We start from the raw sequence: 19,378 nt of genomic DNA, 5'->3' as shown, positions 1-19,378 counted from the left end.
TGCGTGGCTTCAAAAGTCGATTAGAACAACTTTTATTCGTAGATACCTGGCAGCTAATTAACTAGCACAACGGGTATGCTAATGATCCAACCAAACGTGATCAGGGAATTGCTGAACTTAGTCAGATCTGTGATCCAACGAGTTCGGGCGGAAAAGATTCAGCAGAGTTTCAAAAAAAATTAGCAACCGATTTTGATGGTCTTACTTCGATAATTACTGCTAATCAGCTTCAAAATATGACGATTGATTTAGTGAAGACTAGGCAAGAGGCCCATAACAAGGCTATTTTAACCAAGTCTGCTGGAGGCACTTATTCTCTCCAGAATTTCTATATTTACTTGAAGCCTAAACCGGCTACTCCAACGGTAATTGATCAAACCAGTTTCACTGCTGACCAGCAGGCAACCGTGACAGTTGGCCAGAGCGTTGATGCGACCACGTTCCACGCCAAAGCCACCAATAACAGTGGTGACAGTATTCCGGTCACAGTCGATACGAGTAAGGCTGACCTCAAGAAGCCGGGTACCTACTCAGTGACCCTCAAAGCTGCGAACGGTGAAACTAAGACGGTTACGTTAACTGTCCAGGCTGCACCAAGTCCAGTGGTACCTAAGCAAACGGTCGTTTATGGGCTAAAGAAGCTATATCTGTATCAGAAGCCAACGTTTACGAAAGGTCAACGTGTGGCAACTTATCCTAAGACCAAACGCACGAATCGACCAATGTTTAAGGTGGTTGGTTACGCACGGTCCAAGTCCGGTTTGCTGCGTTATCAAGTGAAGGATGTCACTGGTAAGACGGGTTACATCACGGCTAAATCAGCTTTTGTGGCACCAGTCTATTATCAAAAATCAGTTAAGAGAATCAAAATTTTGAATAAGCAGGGGATCGACCGCTATCAAGACCTGAAGCTGAGTAAGGCAGGAAAACACGTGAAAGCCGGTAAAACTCTAAAAGTTGTTGGGATGAAGCATTATCGCTTAACTACGCGCTTTGAATTAAGCAATGGGCAATTTGTATCAGCTAATAAGAAGTTAGTTATAGCCGATAAATAAACAAAATAACAATGGTGGCCAGTGATGGCCACCATTTTTTGCCGTCATTTGAGCGCTCAAAATTGAAACCGGGTGGGTGGTAAAATCATATTTTCTTCCAAGGATTTCACCCGGCTGTTTCGACCACTTACTGAGCAGTGAATACCACTTGTCCCGGTAGGTGAGACATCCCCGCGCCCCGGGTGTATTCTCCTGGCATAGGAGATGAGGGGAATGCTACTAGAGACGAAACACTTAACGAAACGGTTTGGCAATAAAATTGCGGTCAACGCCCTCGACTTACGAATTACACGGGGCAGCTTTACCGCTTTACTCGGTCCCAATGGCGCTGGCAAATCAACGACAATGAACATGTTGATTGGACTTAGTCGACCGACCGCTGGGACCATTATTTATGATCATCACGCCAAATTAGGCGTTGTTTTTCAGGGGAGTGTTTTGGATAACTGCTTAACAGTTCGTGAGAACCTCCAAATTCGGGCGGACCAGTATCATCACGTTCCAGCCGACCGGGTGGCCACTCTAAGCCAACAGCTGGGTTTGACCAACTTCATGCAGCAACGCTACGGGACCCTGTCTGGCGGTCAGAAACGGCGCGTCGACATTGCTCGCGCCTTACTTAACGACCCTGACGTTTTATTTTTGGACGAACCCACGACTGGTCTAGATATTCAGACCCGCCACGCTATCTGGACGCTGATTCAGCGTTTACAACGAGACCGGCAATTGACTGTCATTCTCACGACCCATTACCTAGACGAGGCTGACAACGCAGACCATGTCGTCGTGATCGATCATGGCTGCGTATTGGCTCAGGGAACTGCTGCTGAGATTAAGATCCGCTATGCTGCCGATATTTTAACCGTGACGACACCAGATGTTGCGCAACTCATTGCCCAGGTGGCGCTACAACCAACCCATCAAACACGTTCGCAGGTTACCTTTAGGCTAGCAACGATGCAAGCCGCCTTGGATATCTTAACGATGAATCGGCCATTGATCAGTAACTTTGAATTTCGACCGGGAACCCTGGATGATGCCTTCCTGGCTCTCACTGGAAAGGAGATGCGTTAACGTGCTAGCAATGATTAAGCGCAACTTGCTGCTGTACTTCCGGGATCGGAGCGGGGTGTTCTTCTCGCTACTGGGGGCGCTCATTTCATTCATCCTATACCTAGTTTTCCTGAAACAAAACATGTTAACGAGTTGGCAGCGGGTGCCTCATGCCAAGCTACTTCTCGACACCTGGCTAATCGGTGGAACCCTGTCCATTACCGGCATTACGACGACCCTCACCAGTCTGTCACTGATGGTAAACGACAAGGAGAAACACGTAACGGCTGATCTGGAACTGACTGACGCCGGTCCATTCCGTTTATTTACCAGTTATCTGTGTAGTGCGACGATTATTGGCACGTTAATGCAGGCGGTCATGTTGATAATCATGTGGGGAAACTTTTACCTGACGGATGGGGTAACTCTCGGGAGTTCGACAGTCGGCAAAGTGCTGGGACTGATGGTTATCAGCTCGCTTCTTGCAACAATGGTAAATGCGGTGATTATTTCAGGCGTTCATGCGGTGAACACTTTGAACAAATTGGGTACTATCGTGGGAACGGCGGCCGGGTTCCTAGTGGGTACCTACATGCCCATTGGTATTCTACCCACCTTTGCCCAAGACTTGGTTAAATTTGTTCCAGGAAGCTACGTGGCCGCCCTTTACCGACAGTATTTGATGGCGGGTAACTTAAAAACAGCCTTTGCTGGTAACTGGATTGCCAGGACTCACTTTGAACAATTGATGGGTGTCCGGCTCAACTGGTCAACCTTATTGACTCATCCAGAGACTTACCGCATAATGGGATTAATCTTGATTGGGGCGACTGCTTTGGCCTTCGGACCAGTGTGGGTTCGGCTTCACCGGCAGCACCAATCAATTCAGGAACGGTAAGTGAAATGGGGGGGATTGGGGTGCACCACAAATTTGAGCAGAACGCGGCCATCGACCCGACTGATCCGTTAGTCGTGGTGCAGGCAGCGACCCAGAGTCCGGAGACAACGGCCATTTTGGATTATTTAGACAATTATCAGACACCCCATGCCGGACTTATTCCCGTGAAGACGCCAGATCGGCTGTTGTTGGTGAAGACGGCCACAATTATTCTAGCTGATATCCAGCAGGAGATGTTATTGCTATATACAACTACTGGGACGATTACCACACACGAGACCTTGCGAAGTTTTGTCCGCCGCTTGGGTGACGACAACTTTGTTCAGGTTTCCAAGCATGGGGTGTTGAATTTGAATCATCTTCAGTCACTGGAAGACAGCTTTTCCGGTAACCTGACGGCGATTCTATCAATGCAGATCAAGACAGTTGTAAGCCGCAAGTATGTCAAAGCGTTGATGAGCCAATTGGGGCTATAGGAGGGGGTAGCTGTGAAAAAAGGATTGCGGTATGGCCTGCAGGGTATGGGATATGGTGCAGTGACGTACCTCCTATTGATCGTCTTCCAGGTAGCTCCGGCGCATGTATCACCTGGCAATGGGGTCAGCCTGCTTCTGACGAGTGCCTTGATTGGCGTGCTTAGTCTCATTTTTGATAATTGTCAGGTGGAAGTTTCCTTGTTGTTAGCATTTGGAGTTCATCTGGTTGGAACGGCACTCCTAATGGTGGCATTGATGGCCTACAATGATTGGCCAATTGGGTGGACATTTTGGCTAGTCTTTCTGTTAATCTATTTAGTTATTAGTGGGACGGTCAGACTGAATCAACATCTACGGGTTACCCAGATCAATCGGGTGTTGAAGAAGCGCCCGCATAAGTGACCATCACGATGGACCAGTTCAAAGAATAGTTGTTATATACAAAAAGTAATGGGAAGGAAATTTAATTCCTTGAAGATTCGTAAATGCTTGCGTAAAATTTCAAGTCTAGTAGGATAAAGATATGACAAAATCAATGCAAACAACTGAAGACAGCATCAAGGTATTCAAGGCCCTGGCCGACCCTATCCGACTAGCAATAATCCGATACTTGAATCAATTGAATCACGAGGTTTCTTGTGGTGAAATCAGTCAGGTTATGAAGATTAGTAAAACTTCGGGTTCGTATCATTTTAAGATTCTCCAGGAGGCGGAGCTGATTAGTGTCCACAAAGTGGCTCGCGAAAAATATGTGACTTTAGACCGGTCGACCTTTGATCGGTATTTCACCCATTTCTGGCAAAATCTATAGGGGATTAGACCAATCAAGAGCAGTGTTGTAAGCACTGCTCTTTTTTTAATTGCTGCTTGTCAGCCGTTCTTGCCAATGGTATGTTTAGATAGTTCAAAGATATTTGAACTATCTTAGTGAGTAGGGAGACGGGGAAATGACAGGAAAAGAGCTTCAGTCTAAATGGGTACTAGTTCTGACATCGTTGGGATTTTTCATGGCAATGATGGATGCCATGATTGTGACTACGGCATCTACGGCAATTCGCAATGAGTTTCGAATTTCAATCAGTACGCTGCAATGGGCACTGAATGCCTACAACATCACAATTGCTGCTGTCTTACTGGTAGGGGTTGCCTTAGGTGAGCGTTGGGGCCGCCGTAAGGTCTATAGCTTAGGAATTTTGGTCTTTACGGTTGGGTCAGTTTTGTGCGCGTTGGCCAGCAACATTGGTTGGTTGATTTTAGCCCGGGTAGTGGAGGGCGTCGGTGCTTCGGTCATGACGCCCATGTCAATGGCGATTCTGACCAATACCTTGCCAGCGAATCAACGGGGACGAGCGTTAGGTATTTGGAGTGGAATTGGTGGGCTAGCCCTAATCGTGGGCCCTTCGCTAGGCGGTTTCATTGTGGCGCAACTGACCTGGCAATGGATCTTTTGGATCAACGTCCCAATTGGAATCATAGCCCTGGCATTGATTCACCGCCACTTACCGGAGAGTCGTGGTGCCAGTGAGCCCCTAAATTTTGGTGACAATCTATTGATCGTTGTGACCATGGCCGGTATTATCTGGGCGTTGTCCGCAACGACTGGTCATCTAGGAATGCGAGCACTTGGCCTGATTGTGGTTGTTGCTGTCATAAGTGTGGCATGTGGCGGTTGGTTCATTTATCGTCAGTCGACTGAAGCGCAGCCGATGATTCCACTCAAAATTTTTCACAACCGAACCTTCACCGGTGGCAACCTCGCCACGGCCTTACTTTACGGGTCCATGTATGGCGTTGTCTTCTTCCTACCGCAGTACTTGCAAGCCCAGCCACATGCGACCGCGCTGACAGCAGGGCTGGAATTGTTACCTTGGACGGGTACGCTAGTCGTGGTAGCGCCATTTGCGGGGCGGGCGGTTGATAAATTTGGTGAACGGCGGGTAGCCACGGTTGGTTTATGCCTGCAGGGATTGGGGTACTTATTGATTGCGCTGTTCAGCCAACAAAGCTATGGGTGGTTCATCATACCGCTAATGCTGGCAGGTGTGGGGTTATCTATGGCTGGTCCGGCACTGCAGAAGGCCGTGCTTGGGGCGGTTCCCCAAGCAATGATCGGTAAAGCTGCGGGAATTTACAACGTATTTCGTCTGTTGGGCGGGGCTTTGGGAACGACTATAGCCGTCATGATCTTTTACCAGTTTCAAGGTTTATCGTTTGCTAGCGGTTTCCGGGCAACCATGGTGGGGACAGGACTCATTTCCTTGGTAGGCGTGGTTTGGTCGCAGCGTTTGCGTGTGGTGATACCGGTGACCCTTAAACCGGGAGCCAGTCGTCATTAAGTTCAAGCGGTCTAATTAGGTGGACGATTATTCTCAGAGATGGGAGTGGTCGTCCCCTATGTGTTTGTAAGGTGAGTGTGCTAGAAACATGGCCAAGCCTGAACTTTCTAGATGAATACGGTTTAATGAAAGTGGAAGGGGTTGGTGAATCATGACCGATGAAGAAAAATTGCGTCGAATTTACGCGGCGGCGAGTGAACCGTTCATTCAGCCTGGCTACCATGAAACTCAGATGCAGATGATTGCGCAGCGAGCCAACGTGGCCGTGGGCACCTTGTATCGTTTATTTAGCGGAAAGGCGGCGTTGCTAGACTATGTTTTCCTGACGACCTTGCCAGCGGTAACTGGTCTGCCACATGCCATCTATCCGATTCAACCTGCTGATCCCCGGGAGTTGGTCCGGCGAACCCAGGCCGCTTATGCGGACTGGAATCATCAGCTGGCTAACCAACAGGCCACAACGTTTGATCAATTGCTAACGGCCCTGTTTTCAGCCTTCAAACGCTACGGACGTTACTTCTTGATTCTGGAGCACAACCCCACCGTGAATCCGGCATTGACCGCGCTCTATCGACAGCAACGGCAGGAGCTTTATCAGCGGGTAGGCAGCTTCTTACACCAGCACCAACCTACGTTAGTCGATTCCCAACGCAACGGGGTCGTCGTAGTTGATCTGGTTTTCTGGTGGTGTGCCCACAAGCGCTATGACAGTTTTGAAACGGAGATGGCTCGAAGTGATGATGAGCAAATGTTGGGGGTCGTGCAGGCAATGTTGAGACGTAGTTATCAATAAGTCCCTTAATTAGCTGACTGGTCTAAGGTCTGACCAACAATTTCAAAAAATTGTATTTTAGATGGACTTGCTTAGACTGGGTGGCAATCGAATGAATGATTCGTTCATTCGGGTTAAGGGGGAGAAAGACATGAAATCTCAGGAATGGCGATACCTTAAGCAGCATCCAGCACTTTGGCGGATTTTATTGGGCATTTTGGTGATTCCATTATTCTACGCCGCTTTATTTCTAGCGTCCGTTTGGAATCCGTATGGAGAAATGCACCGATTGCCCATGGCAGTGGTCAATCAGGACCGGGGAACGCAAACGCTTCATTGGGGCCAAACGGTATCACGGGAGTTGGTTGATGGGAAGTCCTTGCAGTTTCATCAGATGGCTGCAACGAAGGCGCAACGTGAATTGAAGGCGGGTCAATTATTTCTAGTTTTAAAAATTCCGGCGAATGCTTCTAAGACGTTGCGCCATCTGGCAACTGCGCCACGACAATTGCAACTCACATACGATACCAACGCTGGGCAGAGTACGGTAGCCGCTAAGATGGGGGCCACCGCAATGCAGAAGCTTCAAGAAAAATTAAACCAGTCGGCCATTCAAGCGGAGCTTCAGGCTAGTCAAAAGTCTGCGGTGAGTGCGGGACAACAGTTGAAAGTGACGGCCAGCCAACATGCTCAGGTAAGTCAGGCTAGCTTGTTAGGTCTGCCAGCGACTCAAGTTGCGGTAGCGACCCAAAAGATTGCGACCGGATTAGCTAAACATAGTCAACAGCTAAGTGCACCCCGGCGTGCTGACCAGCTCAAGCAACTGGCAATGCCCGTGAAATTAACGCAACATGACGTGGTGGCAGTGGCTAATAATGGGACAGGAATGGCACCATACTTTATGGCGATTTCATTGTTCGTGGGGTGCATCACACTGAATATTATTTACGATGCTCGCAAACGTCACGGAAATTACCGTAACTTTGTCTACGCTTGGTTAGATAAAATGGGCTTGCTCTGGGGATTTGTTGTGTTGGCAGCTTCCTGCATGTGGTTAGGCGTGCGCTATATTATTGGGTTGCGACCCTTGGAACCAGGAAAAACTTACCTACTGAGCTTGTTGATTGTGCTAGCCTTCTTCAGTCTGGTGACATGTTTCCGCTTGTGGTTTGGCCTGACTGGGGCCTGGCTGATGCTACTGTTCATGCTTTTTCAGATTGGCGCGTCGGGTGGCACGTATCCCATTGAACTGACTAATCCGTTTTATCGAGCGGTTCACCCGTATTTACCGATGACTGTGGCGATGGCTGGGCTCCGGCACACGATTTCGTTAGGAGGCTCGATTGCTGGCATTAGCTGGATCTTAGTGGGCATCGTCGTGGGATTTAGTTTAGGAACGTTGGCATACTTCTACTGGCATCGCGCGGATGTGCCAGAACTTTGAGACTTTGCCTGGCTGACAGGGCTATTTAAAATTCAATTCGATTTTGGTAGAGTACTAGGCGGACAACCAGTTTGACTGTACGAAGCGTCTATTCACGGAAGCAACTCGTTAGAATTATTCTCATCAAACTAGAAATAGCTTAATGCTGGAATATTTATTGTTTGATGGTCCCCACAAATAGGGTATGATAGAAGCTGAGCTGAAAGATTCCTGAAGGAGGCCATCAACATGGCAGACGTTCTATTAGTCATTGATCTTCAAAATGGTGTTTGTTACGGTGAACAGACCGCAGCGAACATGTCCCAAGTCCTTGCCGGTGTCAACGCCCGGATTGCGGCGTACCGCAAGGCCAAAAAGCCCATTGTTTTTATCCAGCATTCGGATGAAGACTTGGTTCAAGGAACCCACGATTGGGAATTGATTCCCGACCTAGATTACCGCGATACGGACCCCTTAGTTTCTAAGCATCACGCAAATGCCTTTTACCATACCAACTTACGGCGGGTATTGACGAGTTTTGCTGCCGAGTCACTAGAAATCTGTGGCGCTCAGGTTGAATACTGCGTGGATACCACGACTAAAGTGGCCCACGGTATTGGTTACGACTTACAAATGACACGGGGGCTAACGACCACTGTGGATAATAAATTCATGACGGCTGACCAAACCATTGCCTTCTTTGAGGGCATTTGGAATCACCGGTTCGTCACGATGTTAGATGCTTAATGAAATCAAGCTCACTGAAGTTATCAGTGGGCTTTTTTGTTGTCCATATTTTTGAAGACTTCTGGTTAAACTGCCTTTGTTTTGTTCGACTTGAGAATAAAGTTTGCCTTCGAGTTCACCCGAAGGCTTATACTTGGACTATCAGGTTTAGTTCAACTAATAGGGGGAAATCACATGAAAAAAAGGTGGATTGGATTCCTGGGGATTGGTTTATTGATGTTGGGACTGTCGGCCTGCGGGGTGAGTGGCGGTCATTCTACTACAGCTAAGCTACCCAATTCTAGTAAATATGAGCCGACACTATTTTTCCACGGTTGGGGAAGTAGTTATCGTGCTGAAAATCAGATGGCCCATGCACTCGTAAATGCCGGGATAACGAAGACAATCGTGCGGGCCACCGTTTCGAAACGAGGAAAGGTCACCCTGTCTGGCCAGTTTCGTGCGGGTGACTATCACCCCATTGTCGAGGTAGATTATCAGGATAGTCGGAATTCAAGTCCTGAGCAATGGGGTCGGTGGGCCAAGGCAACGGTTGTTAAACTGCAACAAACTTATCAGGCTAAAAAGTTCAACGTTGTCGGTCATTCAATGGGTAATATGGCTATTATGTATTATTTACGGCAGAATCAGGCCAACTTACCTAAACTACAAAAGCAGGTCGACATTGCCGGCCACTTTAACGGCATTTTGGGAATAAATGATGAACCTAACCGGATGAAGCTGCGTTCCAATGGGCAGCCTGAGAAGATGCAACCGGAGTACCAGGCCTTGTTGCCACTCCGGCAGACCTATCCGAAAAATCAGATTGACGTACTGAACATCTACGGTGATAAAGATGATGGGTCTCATTCAGATGGATCAGTTAGTAACGCCTTATCCCAGTCATTGCGGTATTTGGTTGCCAGTCGGGCCAAGTCCTACCAGGAACAAAAAATTATGGGGCCGGGTGCCCAACACAGTAAACTACATGATAATGTGCGAGTAGACCGCCTGTTGATTCATTTTCTCCAGAACTAGTGGTTGTGGAGAACCAGTAAAGCACTAATATCTTAGACTAATGACAGACAAGCTTAGGTTAAGTTTTTCAAATTGAATGGCCTCATCGCAGAATTAACCGCGGTGAGGTCGTTTTTGTATTCTAAAATTATGTGATTACAAGACAGGATTAATCTGCTGGAGGTAGGGGGGGCAAAGATCGGCAGATTAGCCAACTGGAGTGGTGTCATTTCTATTGTCTCAGCGTAAATTGAGTCACCATTTTCCCTAAATATTCTGGGGTTTCAACAAAACCCCGTTTGACCCAGTTGACTGTGATATTGATGACGGCACCAGAAAAGTACTCTAAATAATATGGTTCATTTAAACGTGAACTGTGTCCGCTGATACGGTCCTGTTTGATCAGCAAATAAAAAACGGTTTGGAACGTTTGCAAGAGGATATCTAGTTGGCCATTTTTAATCAGAAGCTGATAAGTTTCGGCCTCTAACTTGGTATTCTTGAAGTAATGCGTCATTAGGTCAGCGAGTTCAACTTGAGATACACGTGGCAAACGGCGCAGGTAACTGAGCATGTTTTGTGTTTGATACGCGGTGATAATTTGATCGAAGTTTTGATAGTGCCGATAAAAGTACGACCGGGAAACTCGAGCCCGGTGACACAGTTCAGTGATGGAGATGGCCGTCATGGGTTTGTGCATCATCAACTCCAGTAGTGCCTGGTAGATGGTCGCCAAGTTTTGTTGCTTACGTTCCTGTGGATTCATGGGTCACAACATCTCCCTTTCTGTAACCTAAATCTAGTTTATCGTAAGCCATCCCCGTAGACTAACGATAACACTTGAGGAGGGGATCTTATGTTGAAAAAAGCTACGAAGTTAGTTGGGACAATGGCCATTGGAATTTTCCTATGTATGCTGGACACGACGGTGATGAACATTGCGTTACCAGCAATTCAAACGGGGTTATCGACCAGTCTGGAGCAGCTCTCATGGGCGCTCAATTTGTATACGATTTTGTTTGCTAGTTTGACGATTCCCTTAGGCCGACTAGCAGATATCCATGGCCGCAGCCGGTTTTACATTTTTGGCTTAGCGCTATTCTTAATCGGTTCACTATTTTCTGGATTAGCAGCTAATGTGGCGTGGCTAATTGTGGGCCGGGGAATTCAGAGCTTGGGGGCAGCAATCGTCTTCCCAGCCAGTATGACAATTGGCATTCAGAGCGTTCCTATGGAAAAACGAACCAGTGCGATTGCCACACTGGGCGTCACGCAGGGATTAGCGGCAGCCATGGGACCAACGATTGGCGGGATCATGACGCAATTCTTTGGTTGGCGTGGAATATTCTTGATCAACGTGCCGTTTACCTTGCTTTCGCTCGTGCTTTGCTGGCGGTTGTTCGATCTACATGAAAGCAAGCAAACCAAGGAACGTTTAGATATTGCTGGTTCGCTACTCTCAATGCTGATGTTATTCAGCCTAACCCTGTTGCTGGTCAAGGGTAGCGACTGGGGGTGGACGAGTGGGAGAGGTCTGGGACTTGGACTACTGAGTCTGGTTGCACTGGTTGCTTTTATTGTGGTCGAAGCACATAGTCAACAACCTATGGTGCCGCTGGCTTTATTTAAGGACAAACAGTTTGTCGGGTCAGCAGTTGTGACCGTGATGTCCGGTATCTTTCTGGTTGCGCTATTAGTCTTGATGCCGAGCTTCTTTACGAAGGTACAAAATAAAGGGGAGCTCCTGGCAGCACTGATGATTACGCCGGCCTCGCTCATGATCTTCATCTGGTCACCCATCAGCGGTTGGCTGTTATCCAAGATGGGGCCGCGAGCTGTCATTTTGATGGGGAGTCTGTCGATGATTGGGGGTTATGTGGCCCTTAGTCAAATGAATCCCAATATCTATTGGCAGGTCTGTGTGGCAGCAATCCTAGTGGGCGCAGGCTACGGCATCGTGATTGGACCGATTACGGTACTGGCGGCCGGCGACTTCACCGGCAATCTGTTAACGGCCTCGCAGAGCGTCATTGGTGTTTTTCGGCAGATTGGGACATCTCTAGCCGTGGCCATTTTTGTGTCGGCACTGTCTGCGAATTTGTTAACGGCGAAAACCAATATCTGGACCTTTGCGCAGAACGGCGTCGAGGCTCTATCGGTGACAGACAAGGTGAAGCGTGACACGCTGATGCAGGTAAAAACCCAGTTAGCTACGGAGAAAACGCCTAAGCATCAACAGACAACGTTCATCGATAAGCCGAAAACGCAACGACTCATCCGCTTAAACTATCAGCAAGCCTTGCAGAAAAATAAGTTGACCCAAGCACCAGCTGCCGTTAAACGGCGTATCCACCAACAGGTTAGCCAGGCCGTGACGACCCAAATTACTCAAGATAATAGGGCTTTGACACCCGTGGTTGCGACAATCAGACGCGAAACTAAGCAACAATTAACCCAGGCCTTCTTGCGGCCATATCGATTGGCGCTGCCATTTACGTTTGGCATGCTATTGACAGTATTTCTGTTCAGGAAACGCCGTGATTATCTGAATCGAAACTAAATTTTAGTGGGCGTCTGGGATTGACGAAGATCTCAGACGCTTTTTTCGGTCACCGTCATAAATGTCAAAAAGTTTTTACATTTGATATCAAACATGTTTTACTAAAAGTGTTAGATAGGATTGACATAGGAAGGCGAAAGCGATGCAAAATAGTATTGCCATTTGGCGTAAAACACTAGAATTATCTCAGGCAAAGGTGGCTAAATTGGCGGCCGTGACGTGGCAAACAATCAATGCCATTGAAAACGATAAGTATAATCCGTCGCTAAGCCTGGCCTTTAAATTAGCATAGATTCTAAACGCATCAGTAGACGTCTTGTTTGACTATCGAAGTGAAGGAGAGTCATAACTATGGAAATGACAAAAGAAGCCCTCATCGCATTTAGTAGCGAGGGCCAGAAAGTTAATGTTGATGAGCCGTTTAACGCCCCGGGTCGCCGCAATCGGATTGTCTTCGACGCGTTGCGACACGCGGCTAGTAAGAAAATATTTGGGCTGGCCTACGAGAAAAATGAAACCTTGTACCTGGATTTAAAATGTAACCCTGCCAGCATTGACGAGCTCATTGACACGATGCCTTACATCCTACCGGGACAGCATTTCACGAAACAACACTGGATTACCCTGGATATCAGTCAGGTGCCGTCCAAAGAGGTCTTGCGGAAACTTGTTGATGCTAGTTTCCAATTGACCGATTAATTAATGGTATGATGATGTAGACTTGATAGCAAGACGGATCAGTTTAGTTTTTGCAAAATGAAGGGAAGATCACGCCATGCATGCGGTAGTCGTTAATCGGCCAGGTGGGCCAGAAGTTTTGGAATACACGGAGGTCCCAACCCCCGCGGTACGACCGGGCTGGACACGGGTTAAGGTTCGGGGATTTGGCATCAATCATTCGGAAATTTTTACGCGGGAGGGCAAGTCGCCTTCTGTTCAGTTCCCACGAATATTAGGGATTGAAGTTGTTGGCACGGTTGATGAAACCAGCGCACCGGATCAATTTCACCTTGGTCAAACCGTTGTTTCCTTAATGGGCGAAATGGGTCGGGCCTTTGATGGCAGTTATGCCGAATATGTTCTGTTGCCTAACGACCAGGTCTATCCGATTAAGACTAAGCTAGACTGGGCCCAACTGGCGGCGGTGCCCGAGACCTTCTATACGGCGTTTGGTATCTATCAGAGCTTACGCTTACAGGCGGGTGACCGTGTGTTGATTCGTGCCGCCACTAGTGGCGTGGGCGTCGCGGTGCTAAAATTAATGAACGCATCCGGTTTGAATCTGTCAGTCACGGGGACCTCGCGCTCGACGCGTAAGGATAGCGCTCTGAAGCAGCTCGGGATTGATCAGGTCCTGCATACACCCGACGCTAACGTCTTGCCGGCGGGTGCGGGTGAATTCGACAAGATTGTGGACTTGATGGGGCCCTCAGCCGTCCGGGATTCCTTACAGCACACGGCTGAATGGGGCATTGTTAGCGCAACCGGGGAGCTCGGTGGTGTCTGGACGCTTGATGGCTTCGATCCCATCATGGACATCCCCAACAATCGTTACCTGACGGGATTTTATTCGGGTCACGTTGATGCCGCACGTATCCAAAGCTTATTCGACTTTATCGCAGAGCACCAGGTTGATGTGACCCCAGAGCACGTCTTTACGCTAGCTGAAACGCGAGCCGCTCACGCGTATCTTGCGACTAGTGATGGGCTTGGTAAGGTTGTCGTGTTGCCATAGATTCGATTGTTTTTAAAGACAGGTAAAAGTGGTCAATCCAAATGTGGATTGACCACTTTTTAGGTTTAAGGTGTATACTACAGAAATGGCTTAAATAAATAGCTTAAGGGAGTTTGAGATGCAAAATCTAGATTTGACCAATTTGGTGTTGGGTGCGTGGTTACTTTTCGTCGTGATTAAACGGCAGCTTGCCCCCAAAGTGGTTCGCTTTAAAATGAAATTTTTCGTACTGGTGGTACTATTGGGAGCTGCGTCAATTGGAGATGCTTTCAACAAACAGCATCTACAGATCAGTCCTTCACAGGTGGTTGTCTTTGGTGGCTTGAGCTTAGCTAGTGCGATTATCTTTGCTCTGTTACGGGCCTGGTCGTATCGGTTCTGGGTGGATGATAATGGACTGGTGATGCGCCAAGGGAATTGGTTGACGTTGGTCTGGTGGGTCGTCGGTATTGCCGGTCACTTGGGTGTTGATCGGTTATGGACCGGCAGTTCAGTCACGTTATTGCTCTATTTAGGCGTCACCTTGTTGGTGCAACGTGGGTGTGTTTGGTGGTTAGCTGGCCGAAAGTATCCAACGGAAATGCGTGCTAACGCTGAACTTCAAGCCGAGCGGCATCATGACCGTAGTGAAGGAAAACGCTGTCGAGACTAAGCTAACGATATTTCTAAAAATGGGCTATTTTAAATAAAACACTAAAATATCTGCTGTGTATAAACATTAAGACTTGTTTATTACAGCAGATATTTTAATAGTTATTATTTTAAAATGTCGATTAAGGATTACGAAATAGTCTACGAATTTTGTTTATGATTACCTAACCGGTTGGTCAACAACAGTGCTGGAATCGCTAGTAATGCTGTGAAGATGACGGCCCATAAGAATCCTTGTTGGTAACTTGAAGCAATCATGCTCAGTCCCAAAAAGTGACTATGATTAGTCTGATAATTCACAACAATGGTGGCTAATAAAGCAGACCCAAAGGCACCACCAACGTTTTGCATGATCCGAGTTGCGATTGAAACTTGACCAGACAGTTTCGGGTCAATACCGATGAAAGAATCGGTCATAAGCGGGCTAATGATTGCACCGGCTCCAATTCCGCGAATGAAGAGGACCACCATCAACAGCCAATAAGCAGATTTTTGGTTAAAGTAGATGAAAGGAACTGAGCCAATCAGTGTGATTGCTAGTCCACCAAGCATGACAAAACGTGCACCGATACTATCGATCAAACGGCCAATAATTGGTCGCGCAAGCAACATACCAATGCCTTGTGGTAACAGTGACAGCCCAGCCATTGCAACTGATTGACCACGCAAATTTTGGAAAAATAGTGGCAACAATAGCATTGGACCATTAGTTGCGACACCGGCTAAAAATAGCCCAATCACCGAACCGTCAAAGTTCCCATGTTTGAATAGGGAGAGTGGCACGATGGCCTGTTCTTTTTTCAATGCGGCATAGATGAAATACAGAACACCTGCAATTGCACCGATGATCAGGTAAGTAATTGTGGTGCTATTGGTAAAATTAGCTTTGGAACTCGCTTGGACAACACCATAGACAATGCTGGCTGACATCCCTGCAAGTAAAGCGACCCCGAGCCAATCGAATTTGGCATGGATGTTCTTAGGCGCCGTACGTGGCAGCTTTAACCAAATAAAGAGCGAAGCAATGATGGTTACTGGAATATTCACAAAGAAAATCCAACGCCAATTTAAGTATTGAACAATAACACCACCAAAGACTGGTCCTAAAATTGGTCCCAGTAAGACTGGCAGACCAACGACGGCCATCAAACGACCCATCATACTAGTACCAGCAATATCAACCAGTAACGTCGTTAGTAGTGGGGTAATCAGTCCAGCACTGAACCCTTGAACGAACCGAAAGCCAATCAAGACGTTGATGTTTCCTGAAAGACCGGCAGCAAGGGACATAATACCAAATAACAGCTCAGCCCCTAAGAAAACATTTTTGCCACCAAATTTATCGTTGAGCCAGCCGGTGAAGGGCACAGCGACTACCATAGCTAACAGATAGCCAGTGACGACCCACTGAACGGTACTCAATGAGGTATTGAAGCTCTTAACTAAATGATTCAGGGCAATATTGACCATCGTTGAATCAAGAAGCGGTGCGATGGCACCTAAAACGATGATCCAGGCTTGATTCAAGATGTTTCGTGGTAATTTTTGTTCTTTCATGTTGACGCCTCCACTTTTAAGATACCTCAGTACCTAATTTAAGGTACTGAGGTATCTTATCTCTAAAGGTGATTTTCGTCAAGTTTTTGCGTTTGGTGATTGTTCATAGCAATAATTCAGTGTTAAATATTAAACAATTTCGTGGTACAGTTAAATAAGAGATTAGGATAGGAGTTTATGAGATGGTACAGAAACGGCGACGGGGGCAACAACTCGAAAACGATATTTTGTCAGCCACGTTAGAGTTAATTGCGACAACTAAATATGAAGATTTAACTATGGATATGATTGCGAAGAATGCCAGTACGAATAAAAATGTACTATATCGCCGGTGGGATTCTAAAGCAGATATTGTCTTGGCAGCATTGAGAACACAGATAGGGAAATTTAATTTAGAAATTCCCGATACTGGTAATGTACAAAAAGACTTAATTAAGTTATTTGATGAAATAGTAACTGCAATGTCGCAAATGAATTATCAAAATATGATTGGGCTTGCTAAAGAACGACTAGGTAGTATTACTCTTGGTGAGTATTTTGACAAGCTTAATCAAGATAATTATCTGACTCAGATTGTCAAAAAGATTTTTGATCAAGCACGAGTTCGTGGTGATCTGAAAGCTGAAATGCCGCAACAGTTTTATAACATTCCTATCTTATTAACACTCGACAGTTTATTTGACGATGAGCCAATAACAAAGCAACGTTTTCATAACTTGGTCAATATGGTTTTGATGCCGGTGTATGACCGTTTTCTAAAGTAAACGCTACTAATGAAATTAGAAATGATATAAACAACTTGGCATGAAAAATGCTGCAGCTAGCCAAATTTATACCAGCCTAAAAGGCCAGATTTCCTTTCATAAGGAAATCTGGCTTTTTCTAAAATTAGGTCGCTGATTTTAAATTAAATCCAAAATAAAGTACATTTTTAAGGGAACTTTTTAGGAAAAAAGCAATTAATATTTTACATTTTTTCCAACCCATGCCGTTGTTCCTCATCAATAATATGAGTATACAGTCCGGTCGCACTGGTTGAGTTCTGTCCCAGCTGGGTGGCCACGAGCTGCTCGTTCTTGGTGGCTAGGTAGAGTTTTGAGGCTAACGTGTGCCGGAGCTTATGCGGCGTGATACGGACCTTAAATGCGGCGGAGTACTTGGCCACCATTTTTTCCATGGAATTGGCCTGCATGCGCGAGGCCTGGCCGCGGTAGCTGCTGAGGAAAAGGGCCCGGTCACTACTAGTAGCGTGATAAATCGCCGTTCGGTGCTCAACATAGTCTTGAATGTAAGGCAACGTCCACGGCGCAATCGGCACCGTGTCCCGTTGGCCACCCTTACGGACCACACCAATCGTGCCCGTTTTCAAGTTCAGGTGGCGCAGGTCAGCATTGGCGGCTTCTGAGACCCGCAAGCCGCTGCCCAACAGCAGGGCGTTGATGGCTAGGTCACGCTGTTTGTCCCGGTGAAAATACCGTTTTTTAGCCGGTGACAACAGATCTTCGTATTTTTTGTCGATAAAGGCCAGGTAATCATGATCCGTGTCGCCCAGCATGAGCTTGGTTTTTAAGTTGGCTGCTCGGGTCGCGTAGGTCTCACTGGTTCGGACCAGGGCAATCTTGTGCATCACGTTACGGTCGAAGTAGGCTTCACCGTGCTCGTCTTCGGTATCTTCCGTCAGGTACTTGAAGAGTGAAGAGAGGGCGTTTAACGAGCGATTGATGGTTGGATGGGTTCGGCTACCAGGGGCGCCCGTGAGCTTGGTTTGATTCAATAAAGCAGATTTGTATAGTTCAACGGTTTCTTTCTTTAAACTAGCCAGCACTTGAATATCAATGTCAGCGGGGCAGGTAGCTGTCGTCAGGCCTTCACTGATCAACCAGTTGAAGAAGCGGCGGTACTCGGTTAGATACTGATAGAGGGTGGCTGGAGACAGGGGCACGGTCGCTTTGGCCTGGTAGTATTCCTGGACGTACCAGGGTGCGGTGGCCAGTTCTTCGTTAATTAATTTTAAGTAATGTTGTTTCTCCATGGAAGTGGCCTCCAAACGTATGTTCTCATATGTTATATGATACCGGTGAATGGTTCAATTAGCAAGTCCCCCGTCTTATTTTTGCTTATTACTATCTTTAAAATATTTGTTTTAATGAAAGTAGTAGTTTGAATAGTACTATTATGACCTATAGAGTCAGTTAGCATATTGGGGTTAAAAATGGGCGTAATGCCTGTTATATAGCCGTTTTTCGGTGTTTGAACTACAAGCTTATGTTGGTTGAAGAACATTGTTACTTACGGTTACGTTCAAATCCTGTTAAATACTGGTATAGCAGCAGTTGTCGGGCCTTTAAGCTACTTAACATGTTGGATGAAATCAGCAGTTATCAAACCATAATCACTGTAGCAACAGTATTTAGGCACATAACACGTCACGCATGTTGTATCATATTCAAGAAAAATAGCACCTAAACATCAACTTGGACGGCGTTTAACAAAATCCCAGCTAGCCAGTCGTTGATGCCCACATTAGCAATCGAATCCGTCAAACTATTTGGAAACTCTAACTGACTGTTTAAGCTTAGCAGCTGCCATCACTGAGCTGGGCAGCAAGTAATTTCTGATTATTGATTGGTAGTCCGTGTTTGCCTGGTACTTTAGCTTAAGAACTGGCAGCAATGTCACAGAACCAAGTGCTGCTGGGTTCGACTGTCAAAACGTGATTTTGGACGTTGATTCTAAGCACACGTTCAGACTTTAGACGGAGACCTGACCATGAAATTAACGGAGAATACGCCTGTAAATTGCCAGTTTTGGCTGACTTTAATCGGTAAATAGGTTTGCTGACAGACGGCAGCACTTAATCGAAATTAAACTAATTTGGCTGCAAGCAGATGATTACAGCCGGCAAGCTGGCGGATAAGTTCGGTCAGCGGTGACGCAAACAATTTTCTGAGCATCATGATCAGTCGACACACGGATGTCGGCAGTAACTTGCTGAGCAACTTAGCTGCTTTGTTTTTATTTTTTAACCAACAAGTATATAAGTAGCGTCGCAAAAAAATAACGACACATTCAAAAGAAAGGGCATGGCCATTCTTCAAGTCTACGGCGAAAAGCTATTC

The 19,378-nt window shown here is 46.7% G+C and carries 20 protein-coding genes; 17 read left to right on the top strand and 3 right to left on the bottom strand.

The annotated features are described in order from the left end of the window. Positions 1 to 236 precede the first annotated feature (236 nt). The 11 genes from EKM75_RS10300 to EKM75_RS10250 all read left to right on the top strand — a co-directional run bounded on the left by EKM75_RS10300 (position 237) and on the right by EKM75_RS10250 (position 9,777). A complete protein-coding gene (locus tag EKM75_RS10300) occupies positions 237 to 1,055 on the top strand; it encodes a DUF5776 domain-containing protein (protein ID WP_125694336.1) in 819 nt (272 codons plus the stop codon). Between the two features lie 213 nt (positions 1,056 to 1,268). Beyond that, complete coding sequence (locus EKM75_RS10295) at positions 1,269 to 2,129, top strand: ABC transporter ATP-binding protein (protein ID WP_125694334.1); 861 nt, start codon at positions 1,269 to 1,271, stop codon at positions 2,127 to 2,129. Between the two features lies 1 nt (position 2,130). Beyond that, the gene (locus EKM75_RS10290; protein WP_125694332.1) at positions 2,131 to 3,006 is read left to right on the top strand and encodes an ABC transporter permease; all 876 of its coding nucleotides are present in this window, start codon (positions 2,131 to 2,133) and stop codon (positions 3,004 to 3,006) included. A 20-nt stretch (positions 3,007 to 3,026) separates the two neighbouring features. Beyond that, on the top strand, positions 3,027 to 3,482 hold the full coding sequence (locus EKM75_RS10285) for a LytTR family DNA-binding domain-containing protein (protein ID WP_382338809.1): 456 nt from the start codon (positions 3,027 to 3,029) through the stop codon (positions 3,480 to 3,482). A gap of 12 nt (positions 3,483 to 3,494) precedes the next feature. Continuing rightward, complete coding sequence (locus EKM75_RS10280; RefSeq protein WP_125694329.1) at positions 3,495 to 3,884, top strand: DUF3021 domain-containing protein; 390 nt, start codon at positions 3,495 to 3,497, stop codon at positions 3,882 to 3,884. Positions 3,885 to 4,005: 121 nt separating this feature from the next. After that, complete coding sequence (locus tag EKM75_RS10275) at positions 4,006 to 4,293, top strand: ArsR/SmtB family transcription factor (RefSeq protein ID WP_125694327.1); 288 nt, start codon at positions 4,006 to 4,008, stop codon at positions 4,291 to 4,293. Positions 4,294 to 4,429: 136 nt separating this feature from the next. Continuing rightward, positions 4,430 to 5,818, top strand: coding sequence for an MFS transporter (locus EKM75_RS10270; RefSeq protein WP_125694325.1), 1,389 nt, complete (start codon positions 4,430 to 4,432; stop codon positions 5,816 to 5,818). A gap of 151 nt (positions 5,819 to 5,969) precedes the next feature. Next, complete coding sequence (locus tag EKM75_RS10265) at positions 5,970 to 6,611, top strand: TetR/AcrR family transcriptional regulator (RefSeq protein ID WP_125694322.1); 642 nt, start codon at positions 5,970 to 5,972, stop codon at positions 6,609 to 6,611. Between the two features lie 91 nt (positions 6,612 to 6,702). Then, positions 6,703 to 8,034, top strand: coding sequence for a YhgE/Pip domain-containing protein (locus EKM75_RS10260; protein WP_225426705.1), 1,332 nt, complete (start codon positions 6,703 to 6,705; stop codon positions 8,032 to 8,034). Positions 8,035 to 8,262: 228 nt separating this feature from the next. Next, positions 8,263 to 8,760, top strand: a complete 498-nt coding sequence (locus EKM75_RS10255; RefSeq protein ID WP_125694320.1) for a cysteine hydrolase family protein — start codon at positions 8,263 to 8,265, stop codon at positions 8,758 to 8,760. A 174-nt stretch (positions 8,761 to 8,934) separates the two neighbouring features. Continuing rightward, positions 8,935 to 9,777 carry an alpha/beta hydrolase gene (locus EKM75_RS10250; protein ID WP_125694318.1) on the top strand — a complete coding sequence of 281 codons (843 nt, stop codon included), beginning with the start codon at positions 8,935 to 8,937 and terminating at the stop codon, positions 9,775 to 9,777. Between the two features lie 211 nt (positions 9,778 to 9,988). Here EKM75_RS10250 and EKM75_RS10245 read toward each other — a convergent pair whose 3' ends face one another. Further along, positions 9,989 to 10,522, bottom strand: a complete 534-nt coding sequence (locus EKM75_RS10245; protein WP_125694316.1) for a TetR/AcrR family transcriptional regulator — start codon at positions 10,520 to 10,522, stop codon at positions 9,989 to 9,991. A gap of 90 nt (positions 10,523 to 10,612) precedes the next feature. On the opposite strand from EKM75_RS10245, the gene EKM75_RS10240 reads away from it, so the two are divergent. The 5 genes from EKM75_RS10240 to EKM75_RS10220 all read left to right on the top strand — a co-directional run bounded on the left by EKM75_RS10240 (position 10,613) and on the right by EKM75_RS10220 (position 14,703). Further along, the gene (locus tag EKM75_RS10240) at positions 10,613 to 12,316 is read left to right on the top strand and encodes an MFS transporter (RefSeq protein WP_164508784.1); all 1,704 of its coding nucleotides are present in this window, start codon (positions 10,613 to 10,615) and stop codon (positions 12,314 to 12,316) included. Positions 12,317 to 12,458: 142 nt separating this feature from the next. Next, a complete protein-coding gene (locus EKM75_RS10235) occupies positions 12,459 to 12,608 on the top strand; it encodes a helix-turn-helix transcriptional regulator (protein WP_125694314.1) in 150 nt (49 codons plus the stop codon). A gap of 59 nt (positions 12,609 to 12,667) precedes the next feature. After that, positions 12,668 to 13,015 carry an MmcQ/YjbR family DNA-binding protein gene (locus EKM75_RS10230; protein WP_125694313.1) on the top strand — a complete coding sequence of 116 codons (348 nt, stop codon included), beginning with the start codon at positions 12,668 to 12,670 and terminating at the stop codon, positions 13,013 to 13,015. Positions 13,016 to 13,091: 76 nt separating this feature from the next. After that, a complete protein-coding gene (locus EKM75_RS10225) occupies positions 13,092 to 14,051 on the top strand; it encodes an alcohol dehydrogenase catalytic domain-containing protein (RefSeq protein WP_125694311.1) in 960 nt (319 codons plus the stop codon). A gap of 118 nt (positions 14,052 to 14,169) precedes the next feature. Then, positions 14,170 to 14,703: a hypothetical protein gene (locus tag EKM75_RS10220; RefSeq protein ID WP_125694310.1), complete on the top strand. Its 534-nt coding sequence runs from the start codon at positions 14,170 to 14,172 to the stop codon at positions 14,701 to 14,703. Positions 14,704 to 14,843: 140 nt separating this feature from the next. Here EKM75_RS10220 and EKM75_RS10215 read toward each other — a convergent pair whose 3' ends face one another. After that, complete coding sequence (locus EKM75_RS10215; protein ID WP_125694309.1) at positions 14,844 to 16,259, bottom strand: MDR family MFS transporter; 1,416 nt, start codon at positions 16,257 to 16,259, stop codon at positions 14,844 to 14,846. A 182-nt stretch (positions 16,260 to 16,441) separates the two neighbouring features. On the opposite strand from EKM75_RS10215, the gene EKM75_RS10210 reads away from it, so the two are divergent. After that, positions 16,442 to 17,023, top strand: coding sequence for a TetR/AcrR family transcriptional regulator (locus EKM75_RS10210; RefSeq protein WP_125694307.1), 582 nt, complete (start codon positions 16,442 to 16,444; stop codon positions 17,021 to 17,023). Positions 17,024 to 17,226: 203 nt separating this feature from the next. Here EKM75_RS10210 and xerS read toward each other — a convergent pair whose 3' ends face one another. Continuing rightward, a complete protein-coding gene (gene xerS / locus EKM75_RS10205; RefSeq protein WP_125694305.1) occupies positions 17,227 to 18,291 on the bottom strand; it encodes a tyrosine recombinase XerS in 1,065 nt (354 codons plus the stop codon). Between the last annotated feature and the right edge of the window lie 1,087 nt (positions 18,292 to 19,378).

Origin of the sequence: Levilactobacillus tongjiangensis (assembly GCF_003946345.1) — a bacterium.
Lineage (GTDB): Bacteria > Bacillota > Bacilli > Lactobacillales > Lactobacillaceae > Levilactobacillus > Levilactobacillus tongjiangensis.
The sequence above is the reverse complement of the archived record's forward strand: the minus strand, read 5'-3'. Positions and strand labels throughout refer to the sequence as shown.

Coding starts and splice junctions, on each gene's coding strand:
- EKM75_RS10300 (WP_125694336.1), top strand. CDS start 237: ATGACGATTGATTTAGTGAAGACTAGGCAAGAGGCCCATAACAAGGCT.
- EKM75_RS10295 (WP_125694334.1), top strand. CDS start 1,269: ATGCTACTAGAGACGAAACACTTAACGAAACGGTTTGGCAATAAAATT.
- EKM75_RS10275 (WP_125694327.1), top strand. CDS start 4,006: ATGACAAAATCAATGCAAACAACTGAAGACAGCATCAAGGTATTCAAG.
- EKM75_RS10270 (WP_125694325.1), top strand. CDS start 4,430: ATGACAGGAAAAGAGCTTCAGTCTAAATGGGTACTAGTTCTGACATCG.
- EKM75_RS10265 (WP_125694322.1), top strand. CDS start 5,970: ATGACCGATGAAGAAAAATTGCGTCGAATTTACGCGGCGGCGAGTGAA.
- EKM75_RS10260 (WP_225426705.1), top strand. CDS start 6,703: ATGAATGATTCGTTCATTCGGGTTAAGGGGGAGAAAGACATGAAATCT.
- EKM75_RS10255 (WP_125694320.1), top strand. CDS start 8,263: ATGGCAGACGTTCTATTAGTCATTGATCTTCAAAATGGTGTTTGTTAC.
- EKM75_RS10250 (WP_125694318.1), top strand. CDS start 8,935: ATGAAAAAAAGGTGGATTGGATTCCTGGGGATTGGTTTATTGATGTTG.
- EKM75_RS10245 (WP_125694316.1), bottom strand. CDS start 10,522: ATGAATCCACAGGAACGTAAGCAACAAAACTTGGCGACCATCTACCAG.
- EKM75_RS10240 (WP_164508784.1), top strand. CDS start 10,613: ATGTTGAAAAAAGCTACGAAGTTAGTTGGGACAATGGCCATTGGAATT.
- EKM75_RS10235 (WP_125694314.1), top strand. CDS start 12,459: ATGCAAAATAGTATTGCCATTTGGCGTAAAACACTAGAATTATCTCAG.
- EKM75_RS10230 (WP_125694313.1), top strand. CDS start 12,668: ATGGAAATGACAAAAGAAGCCCTCATCGCATTTAGTAGCGAGGGCCAG.
- EKM75_RS10225 (WP_125694311.1), top strand. CDS start 13,092: ATGCATGCGGTAGTCGTTAATCGGCCAGGTGGGCCAGAAGTTTTGGAA.
- EKM75_RS10220 (WP_125694310.1), top strand. CDS start 14,170: ATGCAAAATCTAGATTTGACCAATTTGGTGTTGGGTGCGTGGTTACTT.
- EKM75_RS10215 (WP_125694309.1), bottom strand. CDS start 16,259: ATGAAAGAACAAAAATTACCACGAAACATCTTGAATCAAGCCTGGATC.
- EKM75_RS10210 (WP_125694307.1), top strand. CDS start 16,442: ATGGTACAGAAACGGCGACGGGGGCAACAACTCGAAAACGATATTTTG.
- xerS (WP_125694305.1), bottom strand. CDS start 18,291: ATGGAGAAACAACATTACTTAAAATTAATTAACGAAGAACTGGCCACC.